21 protein-coding genes are annotated in these 19,488 nt (G+C 40.5%); 9 read left to right on the top strand and 12 right to left on the bottom strand.

What is annotated here, in order from left to right; translation table 11 throughout:
• Positions 1 to 32: 32 nt before the first annotated feature.
• The 11 genes from OO007_RS00505 to OO007_RS00455 all read right to left on the bottom strand — a co-directional run bounded on the left by OO007_RS00505 (position 33) and on the right by OO007_RS00455 (position 8,077).
• Positions 33 to 1,544 carry a sigma-54-dependent transcriptional regulator gene (locus tag OO007_RS00505; protein ID WP_131904092.1) on the bottom strand — a complete coding sequence of 504 codons (1,512 nt, stop codon included), beginning with the start codon at positions 1,542 to 1,544 and terminating at the stop codon, positions 33 to 35.
• A complete protein-coding gene (hypB, locus tag OO007_RS00500; protein WP_325807224.1) occupies positions 1,541 to 2,464 on the bottom strand; it encodes a hydrogenase nickel incorporation protein HypB in 924 nt (307 codons plus the stop codon). The genes OO007_RS00505 and hypB overlap by 4 nt, the downstream gene beginning before the upstream one ends.
• 20 nt (positions 2,465 to 2,484) lie before the next feature.
• Entirely contained in the window at positions 2,485 to 2,826 is a 342-nt protein-coding gene (gene hypA / locus OO007_RS00495) for a hydrogenase maturation nickel metallochaperone HypA (RefSeq protein WP_325807223.1), read from the bottom strand.
• A gap of 8 nt (positions 2,827 to 2,834) precedes the next feature.
• Positions 2,835 to 3,980, bottom strand: a complete 1,146-nt coding sequence (locus tag OO007_RS00490) for a nickel-dependent hydrogenase large subunit (protein WP_325807222.1) — start codon at positions 3,978 to 3,980, stop codon at positions 2,835 to 2,837.
• The gene (gene hybE, locus OO007_RS00485; RefSeq protein WP_325807220.1) at positions 3,980 to 4,627 is read right to left on the bottom strand and encodes a [NiFe]-hydrogenase assembly chaperone HybE; all 648 of its coding nucleotides are present in this window, start codon (positions 4,625 to 4,627) and stop codon (positions 3,980 to 3,982) included. The genes OO007_RS00490 and hybE overlap by 1 nt, the downstream gene beginning before the upstream one ends.
• Positions 4,627 to 4,875, bottom strand: coding sequence for a rubredoxin (locus OO007_RS00480; protein WP_131904087.1), 249 nt, complete (start codon positions 4,873 to 4,875; stop codon positions 4,627 to 4,629). Before OO007_RS00480 ends, hybE begins: the two co-directional genes overlap by 1 nt.
• A gap of 4 nt (positions 4,876 to 4,879) precedes the next feature.
• Positions 4,880 to 5,764: a hydrogenase expression/formation protein gene (locus OO007_RS00475; RefSeq protein WP_325807218.1), complete on the bottom strand. Its 885-nt coding sequence runs from the start codon at positions 5,762 to 5,764 to the stop codon at positions 4,880 to 4,882.
• A gap of 11 nt (positions 5,765 to 5,775) precedes the next feature.
• Entirely contained in the window at positions 5,776 to 6,198 is a 423-nt protein-coding gene (locus tag OO007_RS00470) for a hydrogenase-1 expression HyaE (RefSeq protein WP_325807216.1), read from the bottom strand.
• 17 nt (positions 6,199 to 6,215) lie between these two features.
• Positions 6,216 to 6,551: a HypC/HybG/HupF family hydrogenase formation chaperone gene (locus OO007_RS00465; RefSeq protein ID WP_325807214.1), complete on the bottom strand. Its 336-nt coding sequence runs from the start codon at positions 6,549 to 6,551 to the stop codon at positions 6,216 to 6,218.
• Entirely contained in the window at positions 6,551 to 7,246 is a 696-nt protein-coding gene (locus tag OO007_RS00460; protein ID WP_325807212.1) for a HyaD/HybD family hydrogenase maturation endopeptidase, read from the bottom strand. The genes OO007_RS00465 and OO007_RS00460 overlap by 1 nt, the downstream gene beginning before the upstream one ends.
• 513 nt (positions 7,247 to 7,759) lie before the next feature.
• Positions 7,760 to 8,077, bottom strand: a complete 318-nt coding sequence (locus tag OO007_RS00455) for a DUF3144 domain-containing protein (protein ID WP_325807210.1) — start codon at positions 8,075 to 8,077, stop codon at positions 7,760 to 7,762.
• Between the two features lie 330 nt (positions 8,078 to 8,407).
• Between OO007_RS00455 and OO007_RS00450 the strand changes: the two genes are divergently transcribed.
• The 7 genes from OO007_RS00450 to OO007_RS00420 all read left to right on the top strand — a co-directional run bounded on the left by OO007_RS00450 (position 8,408) and on the right by OO007_RS00420 (position 16,362).
• Positions 8,408 to 9,478 carry a hydrogenase small subunit gene (locus OO007_RS00450; RefSeq protein ID WP_131904081.1) on the top strand — a complete coding sequence of 357 codons (1,071 nt, stop codon included), beginning with the start codon at positions 8,408 to 8,410 and terminating at the stop codon, positions 9,476 to 9,478.
• Positions 9,478 to 11,292, top strand: coding sequence for a nickel-dependent hydrogenase large subunit (locus OO007_RS00445; RefSeq protein WP_325807209.1), 1,815 nt, complete (start codon positions 9,478 to 9,480; stop codon positions 11,290 to 11,292). The genes OO007_RS00450 and OO007_RS00445 overlap by 1 nt, the downstream gene beginning before the upstream one ends.
• A 17-nt stretch (positions 11,293 to 11,309) precedes the next feature.
• A complete protein-coding gene (locus tag OO007_RS00440; protein ID WP_131904079.1) occupies positions 11,310 to 11,567 on the top strand; it encodes a hypothetical protein in 258 nt (85 codons plus the stop codon).
• A 13-nt stretch (positions 11,568 to 11,580) separates the two neighbouring features.
• Entirely contained in the window at positions 11,581 to 12,294 is a 714-nt protein-coding gene (gene cybH, locus OO007_RS00435; RefSeq protein ID WP_325807208.1) for a Ni/Fe-hydrogenase, b-type cytochrome subunit, read from the top strand.
• 122 nt (positions 12,295 to 12,416) lie between these two features.
• Positions 12,417 to 12,665, top strand: a complete 249-nt coding sequence (locus tag OO007_RS00430) for a hypothetical protein (protein WP_325807207.1) — start codon at positions 12,417 to 12,419, stop codon at positions 12,663 to 12,665.
• A 362-nt stretch (positions 12,666 to 13,027) separates the two neighbouring features.
• On the top strand, positions 13,028 to 16,030 hold the full coding sequence (locus OO007_RS00425; RefSeq protein WP_325807206.1) for a pentapeptide repeat-containing protein: 3,003 nt from the start codon (positions 13,028 to 13,030) through the stop codon (positions 16,028 to 16,030).
• 83 nt (positions 16,031 to 16,113) lie between these two features.
• Entirely contained in the window at positions 16,114 to 16,362 is a 249-nt protein-coding gene (locus OO007_RS00420) for a CDGSH iron-sulfur domain-containing protein (protein ID WP_131904075.1), read from the top strand.
• Positions 16,363 to 16,406: 44 nt separating this feature from the next.
• Here the strand turns inward: OO007_RS00420 and OO007_RS00415 are convergent, their stop codons facing one another.
• Complete coding sequence (locus OO007_RS00415) at positions 16,407 to 16,697, bottom strand: YhbY family RNA-binding protein (protein ID WP_131904074.1); 291 nt, start codon at positions 16,695 to 16,697, stop codon at positions 16,407 to 16,409.
• A 29-nt stretch (positions 16,698 to 16,726) separates the two neighbouring features.
• Between OO007_RS00415 and rlmE the strand changes: the two genes are divergently transcribed.
• Positions 16,727 to 17,359: a 23S rRNA (uridine(2552)-2'-O)-methyltransferase RlmE gene (gene rlmE / locus OO007_RS00410; protein ID WP_131904073.1), complete on the top strand. Its 633-nt coding sequence runs from the start codon at positions 16,727 to 16,729 to the stop codon at positions 17,357 to 17,359.
• 84 nt (positions 17,360 to 17,443) lie between these two features.
• Positions 17,444 to 19,378 (top strand): ATP-dependent zinc metalloprotease FtsH, encoded by a 1,935-nt coding sequence (gene ftsH, locus OO007_RS00405; RefSeq protein WP_442784322.1) that lies wholly within the window; start codon positions 17,444 to 17,446, stop codon positions 19,376 to 19,378.
• Positions 19,379 to 19,488: the final 110 nt, after the last annotated feature.

The following is a 19,488-nucleotide window of genomic DNA, read 5'->3' as shown; positions in this document are numbered from 1 at the left end:
AAGTGCCTATAAGTAGGGGGGTGTATTTAAATTTAACTGCTATTACTTATTTTCTTTTTACTTGGTAACTGTACCACATCCTGATCAGCTTGCTCTAAACCGTAGCGTTCTAGTTTGCTACGCAGGCCGACTCTGGATAGTCCGAGTTCTTCTGCTGCACGTGTTTTGTTCCAGCTGTGCCTTACTAGGGTTTCTTTCAGAACGCGCGACTCTAGCTGTTCGATCCGGTCTTTTAAGGTGCCGTTTGTGTTACCTGTCACAAGAGACATATCTTTTCGCATATGATCGGGAGTAGCGCGTAAAATATGTGGGGATATTGTATTAGCTTCTAGTTTGTTTGTTTGGGTCAATACCAGCATCCGTTTTAGTTCGTTTTGTAGTTCGCGAACATTGCCTGGCCATTGGTATTTTTGAAAGCAATCCATGGTCTCGGTTGTGATGCCGTCTACACGTTTTCCTAGTTCATTCATTATTTCATCAAGTAGGAAAGTGGTGAGGTAAGGGATGTCTTCGAGTCTGTCACGCAGAGGAGGCAATTGGATGGTAAATGTCGCAAGGCGATAATATAGGTCTTGGCGAAATCGACCTTCTCGTACCTCATCTTCAAGGTTTTTATTGGTAGCTGCAACAATGCGAACATCTACCGGGCGGCGTTTGTTGCTACCCAGCGGGCGAACTTCTTTTTCTTGCAAGACTCGTAAGAGTTTCAGTTGAAAAGCGGGGGAGATGTCACCGATTTCATCGAGAAAAATAGTGCCGCCATTCGCTGATTCGAAGAGACCTATCCGATCTTCAACTGCACCTGTAAAAGCTCCTTTTTTGTGGCCGAATAATTCACTTTCTAATAATTCGTCAGGCAGTGCACCACAATTTTCTGCAACGAATGGCTCATTCTGGCGCAGGCTGTTGTAATGCAAAGCACGAGAGCAAAGCTCCTTGCCAGTTCCTGATTCGCCGGTTATTAACACGCTGACATCAAAAGGAGAGACTTGCTTTACTGTGTCGCAGGTCGCGTTCATGATGCTGTCGGGGCTTCTTACGATACCTTCCCAGCTATAATGTGATTGCAGGGCTTTTCGTTGTACTTCTATCGCTTCTTTTAGTGTTTTAGGGTGTAGCTTTAATTCGATAGCTAGTCTTTCATTTTTTCGATGGAGTTCGGATAACTCCACGGCATTTTTAAGTTTTAAAATTACGTCTTCCGGGTGCCAGGGTTTACTAATGTATTGGTAAATTCCGCCTTCGTTGATCGCGTTTATAATATCTTCTGAGTCAGTGTAGCCTGAGATAATCATGCGTATAACTTCAGGCCAGGTTTCACGAATCTGTCCGCACAATTCTACGCCTGTAACATCAGGCATTCTCTGGTCGCATAGCACTACTTGTATCCACTCTTGTTCGAGAATGTCGAGCGCTTCTTTTGCATTGCTAGCGGTGTGAACATCAAAGTATTCATCAAGGATGCGCTCTAACGTTTCTATAGAGCGGGCCTCATCATCAACGATGAGAATACTTGGTAATAAATTGGCAGAGGTATCACTCATAAATGGTTTTCGGTTGCTGTAGTCGTATTAAAACTAGGGTGTCCAATGAGTTTCATTTGACGTGTTGATTTAATCCAATGATACCAGTTTTCCATGCCTTCGCCTGATGTGGCGGAAACTTGTAATACTTGAATGCTTGGATTAACTCGTCGAGCATATTCGATACATTTGTCTACATCAAATTGTAGGTAAGGTAATAGATCAATTTTATTCAAAAGCATGATATCTGCAGCATGAAACATATCAGGGTATTTTAGTGGTTTGTCCTCACCTTCTGTTACCGAAAGTATGGCCACTTTATGTGCTTCACCTAAATCAAATGCAGCAGGGCAAACCAGATTTCCAACATTTTCAATGAATAATACGCCGCCTTCTTCTGGTGTCATTTTTTCCATTGCATGTCCGACCATATGCGCATCAAGGTGACAGCCTTTGCCTGTGTTGATTTGTAGTGCGGGAATGCCCGTGGCACGGATGCGTTCGGCATCATTTGCGGTTTGTTGATCCCCTTCGATAACAGACAGTGATAAATCATCTTTTAGGTCAGTTATCGTTTGAGTTAGCAGTGTTGTTTTGCCTGAGCCTGGGCTTGATACTAGATTTAAACTGAGTACGCCTTGTTCGGTAAAAAAGCGTCGATTTTCATTTGCGTATTCATCATTTTTTCCGAGAATATTTTGTTCGATTTCTATCATTCTCGATTGGCTAAGTCCCGGGACGTGAGCATGAGCTGGACCTAAGCCATAGTGGGTGTCTTGGTTGTGTTCATGATTGTTATGTTCATGACTATGCGTGTGACCATCGGCATGAGAGTGCTCATGGCTGTGATTATGGTGACTGTGATCATGATCGTGGCTATGATTGTGAGAATGTCCTTCAACCTTAACTTCATCGCTACCGCATCCGCATACTGTGCACATTCTTTTGTCCTCTTTTGAATTTAATCTACTTCTAGTTCTTTAATACGCATTTCATCACCACTACTGATCTGTAGTTGGTAACTTTCACATTTGGGGCAAGCGTCATAGCGCTGTTTTACCGTAACTGTTCCCGCACATTGCATACACCATGCCTGTGCTTCTAATTCATTGATTTCAAGTGTAGCGTTTTCTGCGATCGATCCCCGCATTACTACCTCAAAAGCAAATTCTAATGCGGGAATCTCTACTCCAGATAATACTCCAACATCAAGTATGACTCGTTTAACCTTGTCGAAATCCTGATTCCTGGCTTCTGTTTCAATTATTTGTAATACACCCTCGCAAAGAGACATTTCATGCATGTGCTATTTTATCCTTCGATGCTTAAGTTAAAACCCACGCAAGGGTCAATTGCATGAATCAATAGTTCGGCTTGTTGAAGCAATTCATGGGGGGATTTTGCATCTAAATTATTTAGGCTTTTAACGGCGACCCCTTCAGGGTGGAAATTCCATTCTGTAGGCGCAAGTATGACTAGTTTTTTAATCGTTTCATTTTCAATTTCTACAAAATGCGTTAAACGACCACGAGCAGCTTCACTATGTGCCATGCCGCTAACAGAACTTTTGCCTGATTCGAGTTGGGTGCCTTTAATATAAAACGTATCCAGTTTTAAAATTAAATCGGCGATTTCCTCAAGTCGACCAATCATACGACTATAAATGCCATTATCCTGATGTGGTTGGCATTGCTTGCGACTAAACCAGCTTAATTCATAGCATTGGTCATCCCATTTAGGGTGTCCTGTAAACTGATGTCCTTGTGTTTTTAGTAGTTCTCGCACCTCAATGTCATTTATATCGGGGATATGTGTGATGTTTGATTTACCCGAATGCTTCCATTTTTTCTGATTTAACCAGTGAATGAATTTTGCTGCTTGAGATTGTTCTTTGCTTGCCCAGATGTCCAGCTGTTCTTTTTTGTATGTGTTTTCGAGCCAATCATTCGCTGATGATCCGAAAATAGTTTGTGATAGTTTTTCGCTAAAGATCATCCATAATTCTACGCTGGTTTTAAAAGAGTAATTCGGTGAAGGTTGGCCTTGGTAGTCTAATACTTTGACAGGTTCTAGGGCATGCATGAGCTTTGCTATACCTAAGGATATATGAGATATGCATTCAACTTCAGCTTGTTCGTTTCTGTATTTCGGCCAATCCATTACCACACGTAAAGATTGTTCTCGCAGGTTTTCAAGAGTTATTAATGCTTCTCGAAAAGATTCTGTTTGTTTGTATGAAGGTTTTTCTGTGGCACTTTCAATTGCGCGGACTGCCGTAACAGTTTGTGCTTTAGCGCAGATATTAAATAATAAAGGAATTGTAGTTAGTGTATGTGTAATCGATTTTCCTGTAAAAATTTTTGACGCGTGCAAAGGGCGGCTTGATTCAATTCGGCTATCAATGTTTGTATCTGTATAGGATATTGAAATATTCAATTCGCCAGCTATGCTCGTCATTAGGATTTATGCTCACTCAAATTGTTATTATTGAGTGATTCCTTCTTGAATGCTTTTCCTCGTAAAAAATCCCTTCTAGATGTTGGCTCTGCTAATCTTTCTGATATTGTGCTTCCTGGTTTGCTAATTTCTTCTTTTGACGCATTAAGTATTTCTGAACCATCAAAATTATGGGTGATTTTGGGTTGCGGCTTTTCACCTTTCCAGATTTGTTCAATTTCATCAGCAGGATTTTGTGATGAAGTGTCTATATTTTCTTCATCCATAATCGCTTTTAAGGCTTCACTTGCTACTATTTCGGCTGCTTCCTGGTTTTCAAATTCAAGCATAGGAGAAAATAGAGAACAGCTTTGGTAGTGGCCAATTTCCTCTTCAAAACCTGATACAAATTCATAAGACCCAGAGGGAAAAGTGTGCTGAGTGACAGAGCCTGTTTTTAAAGAAGTGGTGTTTGCATCGCCGCTTTTTTGAAAGAGCATTAAATTCATAAACCATGGGGTGATTAATATACCTAGGTGGTAATTATTCCATTCTTGAAAATCAACGGTTTTAACATTTAGATGTTTATTGATAACAGGCACTCCCTTCATTCGCGTGTTTTGAATTTTGCGAAATGTCTCTTCCAGGTTTGTGGTAGAAAAGGGCATTAGCTCAGTATTACCATAAACTGATCTTTTGTGCCGTCACACTCGGGGCATCGCCAATGATCGGGTAATTGCGAAAACGGTGTGCCAGCAGGAATTTGCCAGTAATCATCGCCTTCAGTGGGGTCGTATACTTTCCAGCAAATTTTACACTCCATTTTGTCATCATCAGAGATTCGAGCATCATCTCCGCCATAAGAACCCTCAAATGACCCGCTTCCAAATTCGTTTTTTATGTTTGTTTCTTTCATGGTTTTATCCAATATCAACATCATAAACTTCTAAAATTTCCCTGAGGCGTTCAGCACTATCTCGCAAGTCTTCAGGTGCGGCAGTTGCTACCTCTGGGATATCAATGACTTCAATCGTATTCAGTATTAATTTGTCTTCAGAATTAAAGTATTTTACCCACCATATATTTTTCTTGGAGGTGCTACCAATACGGCAATTGCCGTAACCTCGTGAAAGTATAGTAATGGGTCCTACGCCTAGACGCTCACCAAGAAAATGTAAATCTTCGGTAGAAAGTGGGAGCAAGGTTAGATTAATCACATGGTGCATATCTCCTTTTTTCCATGCTTCCATTTTTTCGGAAAGTTCGATCACTAATGGTGGAGCGTTTAATACATTTTCAGGAATTTTTTCTAGGTTGGTGTCAATAGGTGTTGAGTTTAAAAAAGTCTTTTCCCTGACGATGGAGGGAATGTCACCTATTTCGATTTTATCGCTGATAGGCTCTCCTGATTCATTAGTTACTCGAATACGCCAAATGCCTGTTAGTACTGATTCCTGTATTTGTACGGAGGTATCAGATTGGTAAAGGACACTAACTTCACCTTCGTTAAAAACCTGATTAATCAGATCGGTATTGGCTGCATCTATATGACTTATATCAAACCCTACTGCAGGATCGCCTACTTTGTAGGCTTCGATTGTCTTTAAAAGCTGGGCCAGTATAGATTTTGCTATAGTAAGGTTTTTTACCTCTTCGGGCTCAGGAATGAGCGGCATGTCATAGGTGTGCATCGCCCCTGGTGACTGAGTGAAGTTGAAGTTTTCGTCTCCATCAATACCTGGTTGTGAGCCTTCTCCAATGACAGGAATATCTATTGGTCTTCCGTAATAGGGTTTATCTGGCATATTATTTTCCTTTAGCTGCTAACTACAGGGACGCCAATCGAAAGAGGGCGCTTGGGTTCTGATGTTAGTATGGATTTGATTTGGGTAAGGTAGTCCCCCCAATCTTGTATTCCTGTGATTGCATCCAGATATTGATCTCGGCGCATAAAAACCAATGCTGGCCATGCGCGAAATCCATACAGGCTTTGTATTTTTTTCTCATCATTGCGAGCAATTATTGCCGGGCTTAAATCTGGAAATACGCTGAGTAATTCGGGTAATACAACCGCAACATCATTTGTTTCTGGAAAACGTTTTATATCTTCTGTAAAGAATAAAACTGAAAACTCATTGTTTTCTAAAAACTCATCAATATTTGTTAGATCAAGGACAGGGTATTTTAACTCAGCAGTGAGCCTATCGATTAATGGAGCAGGAGTAGTCTCTTTTTGCATTTTGTATCCTTAATAATTTATTGCTTGATAGTGTTCGGTGGCACAAGTTCTTTTAGGTGTTCTGGTAATTTAGGTTCTTGGTTTATTAAGTCAGGAAACAGATGGTCAAACTGTTGGCAATCATCTGTTTCGCCATTAATCACATTGTCTAATGCTTTCAATGCCTGGCGTGTTTGCTCTGCAAATTCATTGGACATAACTTCACGTGCGGCACCTAAAAAATTGAGAATCCATGTGCCTTTTGGTTGATCGCCTACCAATAACATGTCTATGAGTTCTTGCTTTCCGTCGGCTTCGCAAAGTGCGTGAGATTCACGCATTTCGATAACTTGCATGGGGATTCCTATGCACATTAGTCGTATTGGCCCCGGTAATCTACATCGACAGCAAGAGGGTTCTCAAGAGTGGGGGCTTTAGGGTCAAACTTCATTTTTTTATTCGATAGTATGCGTTCATCGCCTGTTCTGCAGGCTTTTTCGGCTGAAGGTCGTCCATTTTCGTATTGTTCTAAAGCTAACTCAGAAGGAGATAATGCTTCGGTTTCTGCTAAGGGTTTCGTGCGTTTTTTACACTCAATACCTAAATCTTTTAAATAGTTAATTGCGATATTAATGGCTGGTTCAATTTGTGCTTTGACGGCAGGGCGTAGACTCCCTCCAAAGTCTTCTAGTTCAACGGGTTGAACGCCAATGAGCAGGATTTTTTCAGGATAGTCGTCGAGTAATTCAGCTGTAGATAGAACTTCTTGGAAGCCGGTTTGATGTAAACTCATCTTTTTTGCGCCCATGAAATTTGGCACATCCTTATCTTGAATTATTTTCATGGTGCCACCTTCAAGGTTGTAATCAATCGCATCAAAGACAATAAGGTAGTCGCAAGCTTGTACGTGCTGAACAAGGTAAATGCCTTGAGTTCCACCATCCATTAATTCAACGTTTTCCGAAAATTCATATTTTCGATTGATGGCTTCCACGCATCGAACTCCAAATCCCTCGTCGGCCCAAAGTACATTTCCAATGCCTAGAATTAAGGTTTTTTTGCTTGTCATTAGGTTAGGTTAAATAGTTATTTGCTGTAATATACTATTACATTTTTGTGCTAAAGCGCAATAATACTTTCCGATATTTTAAAAAGCCTTGTGTTTGATGTGTTATTTTCGTGTCACTCATCAAGGAGTAGATCTCATTTTGATACAGAGATGTTTACTTAGTTGTTTTTTTGGGGTAGCTGGTACGCAGGTCTTAATCACGATTGATAAAGACTTTTATCTCTTAAATGCTCGCTTTGTATCTGGTATTTGAGCATCAGGAAATAAAGTTAAAAGATAAGCCTGCCAAATGTATTGAAGAATATTGTGCGAAGGAGGGCAGGAAGGTTTGTCTAAATAAAAATATTGTGAATAAGTTTGAGATGGTTTTTTTGAGGTTTTTTTTAATTAAGTGTTCTGTCCGAAGAGTCGTATTGGAAAAAAATAACTAGATTGTAGAACTTTATTAACAATTTATAAAAATAAAAAATTTATAACTAGTTGAATTAAAATGAATTATATCTCTATTTCACATTAATGAGGATAAGGGGGAGTAACTTTTTTATCAAATGTAGATTTGTATTGTTTCATGTGCTCTCTCAGCATTTTCTCAAATTCTTCTACGTAGAATTCAACCGCTTCATCGGTTCCATCTTCAAATGCTTCTTTCGATTCTGATAACGATGCAGTGATGAATGCGCTGAATCTAGCTGATGCATAAAGTAAAGATGCATTAACTAGCTGATGATCATTTTCATTGCATTGCTGATTGGCTTGATTGATAAATTGATCAGCTATTTTGATAAATTTTTTGTCTGCTTCTAGCTGCTTGTCTTTCTCATTTTGGCTCATTAGAGGATCTCTTTTAGGTATTTTACATGCATATTATGGAATAAAAAAAATAATTACGAGCCTGTATTTTAAATAATTCTGAAACTGGATCTGCTTTTGGTGGAAAGTTACTTTCCAATAACTGAGGTAAGTCGGGAGTTTTCTGTCTGGGTTTTGTTTGTATAAGTGATCGAATTTTGTGTTCGAGCTTGGTGTGGCAACGTTTCTCAAAGTTGGCACAGGTTTTGCTATCTCCACGATATAGCCGCTTCGATTTAGAAAAAATAAATTAAATATTCTAAGTGCATTTTGGATAAAGCATGGCTATCGATTAAATAGGAGGAGTCATAAATGACCGAAACATTTTATGAAGTAATGCGTAGGCAAGGAATATCTCGTAGAAGTTTCTTGAAATATTGCAGTTTAACCGCAGCGGCATTAGGGCTTGCGCCAGAGTTTGCGGGAAAGATAGCACATGCTATGGAAACCAAACCTCGAATACCTATTCTCTGGTTGCATGGATTAGAGTGTACTTGTTGCTCTGAATCGTTTATTCGTTCTGCTCACCCTTTAGCTAAAGATGTTGTCTTATCAATGGTATCTCTGGATTACGATGACACGATCATGGCAGCGGCGGGTACTCAGGCAGAGGCAATAATTGAAGAGACTATCAAAAAGTATGACGGAAATTTCATACTGGCGGTTGAAGGTAATGCGCCGCTAAATCAAGAAGGAATGTCCTGTATTATTGCTGGCAAGCCTTTTTTAGAGCAATTAAATCATGTTGCAGAACACTGTAAGGCGATAATATCTTGGGGGTCTTGTGCTTCGTATGGCTGTGTTCAGGCAGCTCATCCTAATCCAACTAAAGCAACACCTACACATAAAGCGATAAAAACAAATAAGCCAATTATAAAGGTTCCGGGGTGCCCACCTATTGCAGAGGTAATGACCGCAGTTGTTACTTATATTTTAACCTTTGAGAGGTTTCCGGAGCTTGATCGTCAAGGTCGCCCTAAAATGTTTTATAGCCAGCGTATTCACGATAAATGTTATCGCCGTCCTCATTTTGATGCTGGGCAGTTTGTTGAGAAATTTGATGATGAAGGTGCGCGAAAAGGCTATTGCTTATACAAGGTAGGTTGCAAAGGACCTACGACCTATAACGCCTGTTCTACGATTCGCTGGAATGAAGGTACCTCTTTTCCAATTCAGGCTGGGCATGGTTGTATTGGTTGTTCAGAAGATGGTTTCTGGGATAAAGGTTCCTGGTATGCCCGCCTTACTGATGTGCATCAGTTTGGAATAGAAGGTAACGCAGATAAAGTGGGTGGCACAGCAGCTGCTGTAGTTGGGACAGCGGTGGCAGCACATGCGGCGATATCCGCTGTTAAACGTGCACAGAAGAAGGAGAATGCATAATGAGTGTTATAAATACTCCCAATGGATATAGGTTAGATAATTCTGGTAAGCGAGTTGTTGTAGATCCGGTTACACGCATTGAAGGTCACATGCGGTGTGAAGTTAATCTGGATGAAAATAACGTAATTGTAAATGCAGTTTCGACAGGAACAATGTGGCGCGGTCTCGAGGTAATATTAAGAGGGCGCGACCCGCGGGATGCTTGGGCATTTGTAGAGCGTATTTGTGGTGTGTGTACAGGTTGTCATGCGCTGACCTCGGTTCGAGCTGTAGAAGATGCTTTAGATATAAAAATTCCACCCAATGCTCATTTGATTCGCGAAATGATGGCTAAAACCCTTCAGGTTCATGATCATGTTGTTCATTTTTATCATTTGCATGCTTTAGATTGGGTTAATCCAGTAAATGCGCTGAAAGCCGACCCTAAAGCGACTTCTAGCTTACAAGCTGTCGTTTCTCCTCATCATCCAATGTCTAGCCCTGGGTATTTTCGAGATGTACAAACTCGTATTAAACGATTTATAGAGTCTGGACAATTAGGGCCCTTTAAGAATGGCTATTGGGATAATCCTGCTTATAAATTGTCACCAGAAGCGGATTTAATGGCGGTCGCTCATTATCTTGAGGCACTAGATCTGCAAAAAGAATTTGTAAAATTACACACTGTATTTGGCGGTAAAAATCCTCATCCGAATTATCTTGTAGGTGGTGTGCCTTGTGCCATAAACATGGATGGAGATATGTCTGCTGGTGCTCCGCTTAATATGGAACGCTTAAATTTTGTTTTTGCCCGTATTCAAGAGATGGTGGATTTCAATAAGAATGTATATGTTCCTGATGTTATAGCGATAGCAAGTTTCTACAAGAAGCAACTATGGGGTGGCGGTCTGGGTGCCTTAAGCGTCATGGACTACGGTGCGTATCCAAAGGTTAATTACGACAAATCAACTGATCAACTCCCTGGTGGCGTGATACTCAATGGAAATTGGGATGAGATTTACCCCGTAGACCCGCGCGATCCTGAGCAGGTTCAGGAATTTGTTGATCATGCCTGGTATAGCTACCCTGATGAAACAAAAGGTTTGCATCCCTGGGATGGAATTACTGAACCCAACTACAAGCTTGGTCCAAATGCCAAAGGTACAAGCACCAATATAGAAGAGTTGGATGAAGAAGCGAAATACTCGTGGATCAAAGCGCCGCGCTGGAAAGGTCATGCTGTTGAAGTCGGGCCATTATCTCGATATACATTGGCTTATGCGCATGGAGTTGATTATGTAGTAGAGCAAGTTAACCGGAGTCTTGCAGGATTTAATCAGTTAGCAGGTACAGATCTTGATGCAAAAACTGCACTTAATTCAACGATAGGTCGTACTTTGGCTCGTGCTTTGGAATCGGAATATTGTGGAGACATGATGGTTGATGATTGGAATGAGTTAATCAGTAATATCAAGAATGGCGATACTTCTACAGCAAACATGGATAAGTGGGATCCTTCTACCTGGCCTAAAGAAGCGAAAGGAGTAGGAACAACTGCAGCGCCTCGTGGAGCATTGGGGCACTGGATTCGAATCAAAGATGGAAAGATAGAAAATTATCAATGCGTTGTTCCAACAACCTGGAATGGTTCTCCTCGTGACCCGGCAGGTAATATTGGTGCATTTGAAGCTAGTTTGATGGGGACACCTGTTGAGCGTGCAGATGAGCCTGTAGAGATTTTGCGTAATCTTCATAGCTTCGATCCATGTCTTGCGTGTTCCACGCATGTGATGAGTGAAGATGGTGAAGAGCTTGCAAACGTAAAAGTACGCTAATCAAAGGGAGTATGAGAATGTTTAAAACTAAGTTAAAAAATTCATTAACACGTGTATCGCTTGCTATACCTGCTTTGTTAGTAGTATTTGAAGCAAATGCCCACCCTGGTGGTCATATGGAATTTTCGATGTCTCAAATAATCAGTCACGTATTTGCTAGCCCATTTCATGTTGGAATTATTGCAAGTGGGGTTTTGATAACCGCCCTTCTTCTCAAGAAAGGCGCTAAACATAAAGCAATAAAAAGAGCTAAGTCGAAGGATACTAACAAATAATAAGGAGGAAGTTATGAGTTCAGAAGCTCACATTACGCGTAGTGAACCTTCCGTTTATGTCTATGAGGCTCCTATCAGGTTATGGCATTGGGTTAATGCCTTTGCCATTCTGGTATTAGGTGTTTCAGGGTATTTTGTGGGTAGCCCTTTGCCCACAATGTCTGGAGAGGCAAGTGACCATTATTTAATGGGATATATTCGATTTGCGCACTTTGCGGCAGGATATATTTTATTAGTTAGTTTTCTAGGTCGTATTTATTGGATGTTGGTAGGTAATTCTCATTCACGAGAAATTTTCTTTCCTCCCTTTTTTAGCCCAGGTTTTTGGGGTGGCGTAAAGCATGAATTGAAATGGTATTTATTCATGGCAAAAGAGCCACGCAAATATACTGGTCATAATCCATTGGCCTTACTTACAATGCATTTCATGTTTGTATGGGGAATGATATTTATGATCTTTACCGGTTTTGCGCTGTATGGAGAAGGCACAGGGCCTGGTTCATGGTCGCATAACTTGTTTTCTTCATGGATTATTCCACTGATGGGACAAAGTATGGATGTTCATACATGGCATCATTTTGGAATGTGGTGGATTATTATTTTTGCGATAGTACATATTTACGTGGCGATTCGTGAAGATATTATGTCCAGGCAATCTATTGTTAGTTCAATGATTAGTGGTTGGCGTAACTTTAAAGACGACGGAAAAATTGATGATGGGCGCTAAATAGCCTTGTTTTCAATGCCTAATAATTTCGACTGTTTGATGCTGATTCTTTTCCTTTAAGTTAGCGGTATGACGCATCAAATAGTCGATTTTTTTTTAAAAAGATAAATTAAGGAGGCTTTATGAAATATAGTTTAATTAAGTTATTAGTCGCTCTACTTTTTTTGGCAAGCTCCAGTCTTTCTGTTGCTGGCTCTAATAATGGTTATACGTCTGCAGCGAATGTTTATACCGGTTCTTCATCAAGAACTTGGTATGGTGGAGGTGTGGCTTTTGTTTTGTCTGAGTGGAAAAAAGAAAAAGAAGTATCTGTTGAAAAGGTTGAACGAGTCATTGAAGAGCAGCAATCAACTGAATCTAAATCTGATTAATTGATACTTCAATTTTTTATAATGTGGGTGTTTTTATTTTTCCATGAATTAGAGTGTCAGGGGTCGAGTTGTCCTCAGTACGCCAAATATTTAAAGCCAGTTCATAGCTGGTTTTTTTATGCTTGTTATTTTCATTAGAGGTTTCTCCAAAGGAAAAATAATCATAAAAATTATGAAAAATTACAAAAAGTAAGTCCCTCTATCTGGTAGAGAGTGACTGAATTTATAAAATAACTTATAGTAAAAAAGTACAAACAAAAAAATAATTGTTATGTCTTTATGCGCTCTTTTGGTTGCTAAAAGATAACGTCTCCAGAATATACTGGGCAAAAATAATAAAAAAGAATGTATAGGTTGTTGAAATGTCTGTGGATAGGACTCCATTAAAATCGTCTTTATCAGAGCTGGGTGAAAAGCTGGTATCTGAAGAATTAAGTGCATCTGAAAAACAGAATGATAGCGCTATCGATCCTATGGAAATCATTAGTTCAGAGGATGAGTTAGATATGATCTTGGCCTCTCTGGCTGAAGAAGATCAAGTACAAGCGCCTGAAAAAACAGAAACTCCCGAAAAGCAACCAGAACCACAGCAAGCTAAAAATAATGATCAGCCTGTCGTGCCTCCGAAGCCTCCTGCTTTAACAGTAAAAACCAAGCCGAGTGTTTTTGAAAAACTCCGTTCAACTCTGCATGTTCATAAATCAACGGAAGATGATGTTGATCATTCTCATCAGCAAAGACTGGAGCAAGAAAAGCTTGAAAAAGAACGAATAAAACAAGAACAGTTAGAGAAAGCTAAGTTAGAACAGGCGAAATTAGAAAAAGCGAGACTCGAGAAAGCAAAACTTGAGAAAGCTAGGATCGAAAAAGCGAGACTAGAAAAAGCAAAGCTTGAGAAAGCAAGACTCGAGAAGGCAAAGTTAGAGAAAGCAAGGCTCAAGCAAGCAAAACTAGAAAAGATAAGACTCGAGCGAGAACGTCTCGAAGCGGAACGACTCGAAGCCGAACGAATAAAAGCCGAACGAATAAAAGCGGAACGAATAAAAGCGGAACGAATTGAAGCGGAACGAATTGAAGCGGAACGAATTGAAGCGGAACGAATTGAAGCGGAACGAATTGAAGCGGAACGAATCGAAGCAGAACGAATTGAAGCCGAACGAATCGAAGCAGAGCGAATCGAAGCAGAGCGAATCGAAGCAGAGCGAATCGAAGCAGAGCGAATCGAAGCAGAGCGAATCGAAGCAGAACGAATCAAAGCAGAACGAATCAAAGCAGAACGACTTGAGGCAGAGCGACTTGAGGCAGAGCGACTTGAGGCAGAGCGACTTGAGGCAGAACGACTTGAGGCAGAGCGATTTGAGGTAGAGCGACTTGAGGCAGAACGACTTGAGGCAGAGCGACTTGAGGCAGAACGACTTGAGGCAGAACGAGTCGAAGCAGAACGAATCGAAGCAGAACGAATCGAAGCAGAACGAATCGAAGCAGAACGAATCGAAGCCGAACGAATCGAAGCCGAACGAATCGAAGCCGAACGAATCGAAGCCGAACGAATCGAAGCCGAACGTATTGAAGCCGAACGTATTGAAGCCGAACGTATTGAAGCGGAACGTATTGAAGCGAAACGACTTGAAGCGGAACGACTTGAAGCGGAACGACTTGAAGCGGAACGAGTCGAAGCAGAACGGCTTGAAGCCGAACGAATCGAAGCAGAACGAATCGAAGCAGAACGAATCGAAGCCGAACGAATCGAAGCCGAACGAATCGAAGCCGAACGAATCGAAGCAGAACGAATCGAAGCAGAACGAATCGAAGCAGAACGAATCGAAGCAGAACGAATCGAAGCGGAACGACTTGAAGCGGAACGACTTGAAGCGGAACGAGTAGAAGCAGAACGAATCGAAGCGGAACGAATCGAAGCCGAACGAATCGAAGCCGAACGAATCGAAGCAGAACGAATCGAAGCCGAACGAATCGAAGCCGAACGAATCGAAGCCGAACGTATCGAAGCCGAACGTATTGAAGCGGAACGTATTGAAGCGGAACGGATTGAAGCGGAACGACTTGAAGCGGAACGACTTGAAGCGGAACGAGTCGAAGCAGAACGGCTTGAAGCCGAACGAATCGAAGCCGAGCAAATTAAAGCCGAGCAAATTAAAGCCAAACGACTCGAGGCAGAACGTCTTGAGGAAGAGCGGTTAGAGAAAGAAAAAACCGAAAAAGAACAGAAGGCTCAGGAAAATCTTGAGTTGGCCAGAATAGAGCAAGAAAGGCTAGAAATAGAAAAAAGAGAGAATGCCGCTTTAGAAAAAGAACGCCTCGCCATGGAGAGGATTGGCCGCGAGCAAGAAAAGCTAAGATTGGAGCGGGAAAAATTAAAGCACGAAAAATATCTACTCAAGCAGCAGAAGATTCAAGCCCAAAACCAGAATAGTAATAAAGTATCGGAACCTAATGATCTGGCAGCGAAACTTAATCAGGCATTAGAAGTGCAATCTAAAAAAGCACAAAAGAATCAGGAGTCTGAAGCTTTAACCGTAGAGGAAGAAACAGTTGAAATTTTAGAGGTTGTTGAAACTGAAAAGGCTTCTAGTTTCGATCAGTTGCCTCAAAATAATGATGACATTATAAGTGATTTTGAAGAGGATTTAGAAAAAAGCCCTGAAAGTGGGGGGGTGGAGTTATTTGCTGATAGGGGGCTAGAGGTTGTGCCAGAGGAGCTGGAATACTTTATTCCTGAAAAATATCTCTTATCTACCTTTTTACATCAATTAGAAATAGCGAAGCAGGTTTATAAGCTCATTGAAATTAAGTGTAAAGGTATCTTGATAATTATCGATCATACGTTGAACACGGTTTACTGTAATACTGCTTTGGATTCCGAAAAGTTTGAAGAGCATTGCTCTATGTTGATTGAATCAGAAGTTTGTTCAATCTCCGAGTTAAATTATGATGAGGCTAAAACACATCAGAGTTTTAGGCGTGAAAAGCCGGAACTTTCTCATTCGGTAGAAGCGTTCGTCTGGGCTGCGAGTAAATATACATCTAAAGGTAGAATGCCAGAAGGCACTGATTTGGCAAGGGTTATTGGTTTGAAAAATAAGCCTGTTTTGACTCAAATGGCCGTTATGCCTAATATGATTGAAATTGTTGATTTATTGGATGAGGGTTCATATAGCTTGTCGGGGATTCAGCAGCATTTGGGGATTGAGCAAGCGAATCTGGCTGATGTTTATAGTGCATTATTAAGTCTTAGCTTGATTGAGTTTAATCCAGGTGCGGATAGAGCTAATAAATCGTCTGCGTCGAAAAAAGAAGATGCTCCGAAAAAAATATTTAGTAGATTTTTTAAACGCAAAGAAAAGTAAGTACTTCCAATAAATTTATGTCTGTAGTAATTTTTGTATTACTTGTACATAAATATCTATGAAAAATATAAAGGAAAACTATTGTGCCACATCGATCTAATCCTGTTATTGCAAAGAAAGGACCTTATGTTGTTGAGTTAGAGCAGGGTAAGACCTATTTCTGGTGTGCTTGTGGAAGGTCTGAAAATCAGCCTTTTTGCGATGGTTCTCATAAAGATACAAACCTCGAACCGTTAAAGTTCGAGGTTGATGAGCAGAAAAAATATGGTTTATGCGGCTGTAAGCACACTAAAAATGCCCCTTTTTGCGATCGCGAGCATAGTAAGCTTTAATCTTTATTAAATAATATAAAGTTAAAAGTTAGAAAGCATGTTGCTTAGGATTTTTTAAGTAGATTTTCTTTGTCGAAGTTTCTACGGTAGTAGACAGCAATATTCCCAATGCGCTGTACGAGTTCCGCTTTGTACTTTGTTGCTAATTCTTCAACTAAAGCATCTCTGGCATCACGATCACCCAAATTTACTTTCAGTTTTACGAGTTGATGAAAATCGAGCGCAGAATCTAATTCTTCGCCAATTGAGTCTTTCATGCCGTGTTGACCAACAGTAACAATCGGCTTGAGTTTGTGAGCTAATGCTTTAAGCTGTTTAATTTCTAATTTATTCATGGGCGCAATCATAATGCGGGTAGATGTAAATGGCTAGAAGCAAAACCAGTGGAGACTGGTTAAAAGAACACTTTAATGATGAATATGTCAAAAGATCACAAAATGATGGCTATCGATCAAGAGCGGTTTATAAGCTTGAAGAGATTCAACAGAAAGACAATTTAATCCGTCCAAATATGCAAGTTGTCGATTTGGGTGCTGCTCCAGGTGGTTGGAGCCAGTATGCTGTAGAGTTGGTGGGAAAAAATGGTCGTGTTGTTGCTAGCGATATTTTAGATATCGATCCGCTTCCATTCGTGGAATTTGTCAAAGGTGACTTTACAGAAGAAAGCGTCTTAAATGATATATTGAACGTATTGTATAAAGATTCAACTAATTACAAGGCAGATGTTGTAATTTCAGATATGGCCCCAAACATGTCAGGTGTGGAAGCAACAGATCAGCCCCGTTCTATTTACTTATGCGAACTTTCATTAGACATGGCTTGTCAGATATTAAAGCCAGGTGGATCGTTTGTTGCAAAGGTGTTTCAGGGTGATGGATCGGATGCATTTTTAAAAGATGTTCGAAGTCATTTTAAGAAAGTAAAGGTACGAAAACCAAAGGCTTCTAGGCCCCGTAGTCGCGAAGTTTATGTTGTAGCTCAAGGTTTTTATAACTAATAAAGTCAGAAATATTAGTGTAAGATCAGATGTAAATGGTTTGTTTTTTCAACAAACATAATATTTTAAGTAGAGGAATATTTCTTGAACGATTTAAATAAAAATATAGTCATGTGGGTGGTAATAGCGCTGGTATTGGTTGCTGTTTTCAGCAAATTCAATGTGCCAACAGCGCAATCGACTGGCATGTCTTATTCGGACTTTATTAAGCGCGTTGATAACAAGGGCGTTAAAGAAGTTGAAATTAGCGGTCAAACAATCACTGGTCAAAGCACCTCTGGTGAAAAGTTTCAGACTTATGCACCTTACAACGATCCAAAATTAGTGGATGAGTTAATCGTTAATGATGTGAAAATTAACGTAAAAGAGCCAGAAGGTCGTTCAGTTCTTGTAGATATTCTAGTGAATACTATTCCATTTTTATTGATTATCGGTCTTTGGATTTACATCATGCGCCAAATGCAAGGCGGTGGTGGTAAAGGTGGTCCAATGTCATTCGGTAAAAGTAAAGCGCGAATGATGACGGAAGACCAGGTTAAAGTAACATTTAATGACGTTGCAGGTTGTGAAGAAGCGAAAGAAGAAGTTTTTGAAATAGTGGAGTTCTTACGTGACCCGAGCAAATTCCAGAAATTGGGTGGAAAAATTCCTCGCGGCGTTTTATTAGCTGGTTCTCCTGGTACAGGTAAAACGCTTCTTGCTAAAGCAATTGCTGGTGAGGCTAAAGTACCTTTCTTTAGTATTTCTGGTTCTGACTTCGTTGAAATGTTTGTTGGTGTTGGTGCATCTCGTGTTCGTGATATGTTTGAACAAGCAAAGAAGCATGCGCCTTGCATAATTTTTATTGATGAAATTGATGCGGTAGGTCGTAAGCGTGGCTCTGGAATGGGTGGCGGTAATGACGAGCGTGAGCAAACACTAAACCAGTTATTGGTTGAAATGGACGGCTTTGAAGGTACTGAAGGTGTTATTGTAGTTGCTGCTACCAACCGCCCTGATGTTCTGGATGAAGCATTACTTCGCCCGGGTCGTTTTGATCGTCAAGTCGTTGTTCCGTTGCCAGATGTTCGTGGTCGTGAGCAAATCTTGAAAGTACATATGCGTAAAGTACCTTTAGGTGATGATGTTAAGCCAGCAATATTAGCGCGTGGTACTCCGGGTTTTTCTGGTGCTGATCTAGCGAACCTTGTGAATGAGGCTGCACTTTTCTCTGCTAGAGGTGATAAACGCGTAGTTAGCATGGAAGAGTTTGAAAAGGCTAAAGACAAAATCATGATGGGCGCAGAGCGCAAGTCTATGGTGATGAATGAGAAAGAGAAATCGAACACGGCTTATCATGAAGCAGGTCACGCGATCGTTGGTTTGATTGTTCCAGATCATGATCCTGTTTATAAGGTGACAATTATTCCTCGTGGTCGTGCTTTGGGTGTGACCATGTTTTTACCTGAGGAAGATAAGTACAGTGCCAGTAAACAAAATCTGGAAAGTCAGATTTCGACCTTGTTTGGTGGGCGAATTGCTGAGGAAATGATTCTTGGTAAAGAAGGTGTAACTACCGGAGCATCAAACGATATCGAACGCGCCACATCCATCGCTCGCAATATGGTGACTAAATGGGGCTTGTCTGAAAAGCTAGGACCATTGTCATACAGTGATGATGAAAATCAAGGTTTTATGGGCGCACCAACTAAGAGTGTATCTGATGATACGGCTCATGAAATTGATGATGAAGTTCGAAAAATAATAGACACTAATTACGTTCGTGCTGAAACTATTCTGAAAGAGAATATAGATAAGTTGGATGCAATGGCTAAAGCGCTGATTAAATATGAAACAATTGATCAGGAGCAAATTGCAGCAATCATGAAGGGTGATGTTCCACCTCCACCTGAAGGTTGGACTGATGATGATTCTCCAATTGATGGCGATGACGGTGGTTCTGCTGTAGAAGCTGATTCATCTAAGGATGATAAAAAATCTAAAAAAGATGTAATAGGCGATCCTGCTGAATCTCTTTAATAGAATTGTTATATTCTGTAAAAAAGGACGCATTTAGCGTCCTTTTTTTATTCTGAACTTTTTTCAAAAGGCACCTCCCTACTGATAGGCACTTTTTTGTTAGATGATTT

Source organism: Cocleimonas sp. KMM 6892 (assembly GCF_035798195.1).
Classification (GTDB): Bacteria; Pseudomonadota; Gammaproteobacteria; order Thiotrichales; family Thiotrichaceae; genus Cocleimonas; species Cocleimonas flava.
This window is presented reverse-complemented; position numbering and strand designations above follow the sequence as displayed.

Excerpts from the sequence above, each read along its gene's own strand:
- OO007_RS00455 (WP_325807210.1), bottom strand. The coding sequence starts at position 8,077 with ATGAGCCAAAATGAGAAAGACAAGCAGCTAGAAGCAGACAAAAAATTT.
- OO007_RS00450 (WP_131904081.1), top strand. The coding sequence starts at position 8,408 with ATGACCGAAACATTTTATGAAGTAATGCGTAGGCAAGGAATATCTCGT.
- OO007_RS00415 (WP_131904074.1), bottom strand. The coding sequence starts at position 16,697 with ATGAATAAATTAGAAATTAAACAGCTTAAAGCATTAGCTCACAAACTC.
- OO007_RS00475 (WP_325807218.1), bottom strand. The coding sequence starts at position 5,764 with ATGCCAGATAAACCCTATTACGGAAGACCAATAGATATTCCTGTCATT.
- OO007_RS00460 (WP_325807212.1), bottom strand. The coding sequence starts at position 7,246 with ATGACAAGCAAAAAAACCTTAATTCTAGGCATTGGAAATGTACTTTGG.
- OO007_RS00505 (WP_131904092.1), bottom strand. The coding sequence starts at position 1,544 with ATGAGTGATACCTCTGCCAATTTATTACCAAGTATTCTCATCGTTGAT.
- hypA (WP_325807223.1), bottom strand. The coding sequence starts at position 2,826 with ATGCATGAAATGTCTCTTTGCGAGGGTGTATTACAAATAATTGAAACA.
- cybH (WP_325807208.1), top strand. The coding sequence starts at position 11,581 with ATGAGTTCAGAAGCTCACATTACGCGTAGTGAACCTTCCGTTTATGTC.
- OO007_RS00425 (WP_325807206.1), top strand. The coding sequence starts at position 13,028 with ATGTCTGTGGATAGGACTCCATTAAAATCGTCTTTATCAGAGCTGGGT.
- OO007_RS00490 (WP_325807222.1), bottom strand. The coding sequence starts at position 3,980 with ATGACGAGCATAGCTGGCGAATTGAATATTTCAATATCCTATACAGAT.
- OO007_RS00465 (WP_325807214.1), bottom strand. The coding sequence starts at position 6,551 with ATGTGCATAGGAATCCCCATGCAAGTTATCGAAATGCGTGAATCTCAC.
- OO007_RS00440 (WP_131904079.1), top strand. The coding sequence starts at position 11,310 with ATGTTTAAAACTAAGTTAAAAAATTCATTAACACGTGTATCGCTTGCT.
- OO007_RS00430 (WP_325807207.1), top strand. The coding sequence starts at position 12,417 with ATGAAATATAGTTTAATTAAGTTATTAGTCGCTCTACTTTTTTTGGCA.
- hypB (WP_325807224.1), bottom strand. The coding sequence starts at position 2,464 with ATGTGCACAGTATGCGGATGCGGTAGCGATGAAGTTAAGGTTGAAGGA.
- hybE (WP_325807220.1), bottom strand. The coding sequence starts at position 4,627 with ATGCCCTTTTCTACCACAAACCTGGAAGAGACATTTCGCAAAATTCAA.
- OO007_RS00480 (WP_131904087.1), bottom strand. The coding sequence starts at position 4,875 with ATGAAAGAAACAAACATAAAAAACGAATTTGGAAGCGGGTCATTTGAG.
- OO007_RS00445 (WP_325807209.1), top strand. The coding sequence starts at position 9,478 with ATGAGTGTTATAAATACTCCCAATGGATATAGGTTAGATAATTCTGGT.
- rlmE (WP_131904073.1), top strand. The coding sequence starts at position 16,727 with ATGGCTAGAAGCAAAACCAGTGGAGACTGGTTAAAAGAACACTTTAAT.
- OO007_RS00470 (WP_325807216.1), bottom strand. The coding sequence starts at position 6,198 with ATGCAAAAAGAGACTACTCCTGCTCCATTAATCGATAGGCTCACTGCT.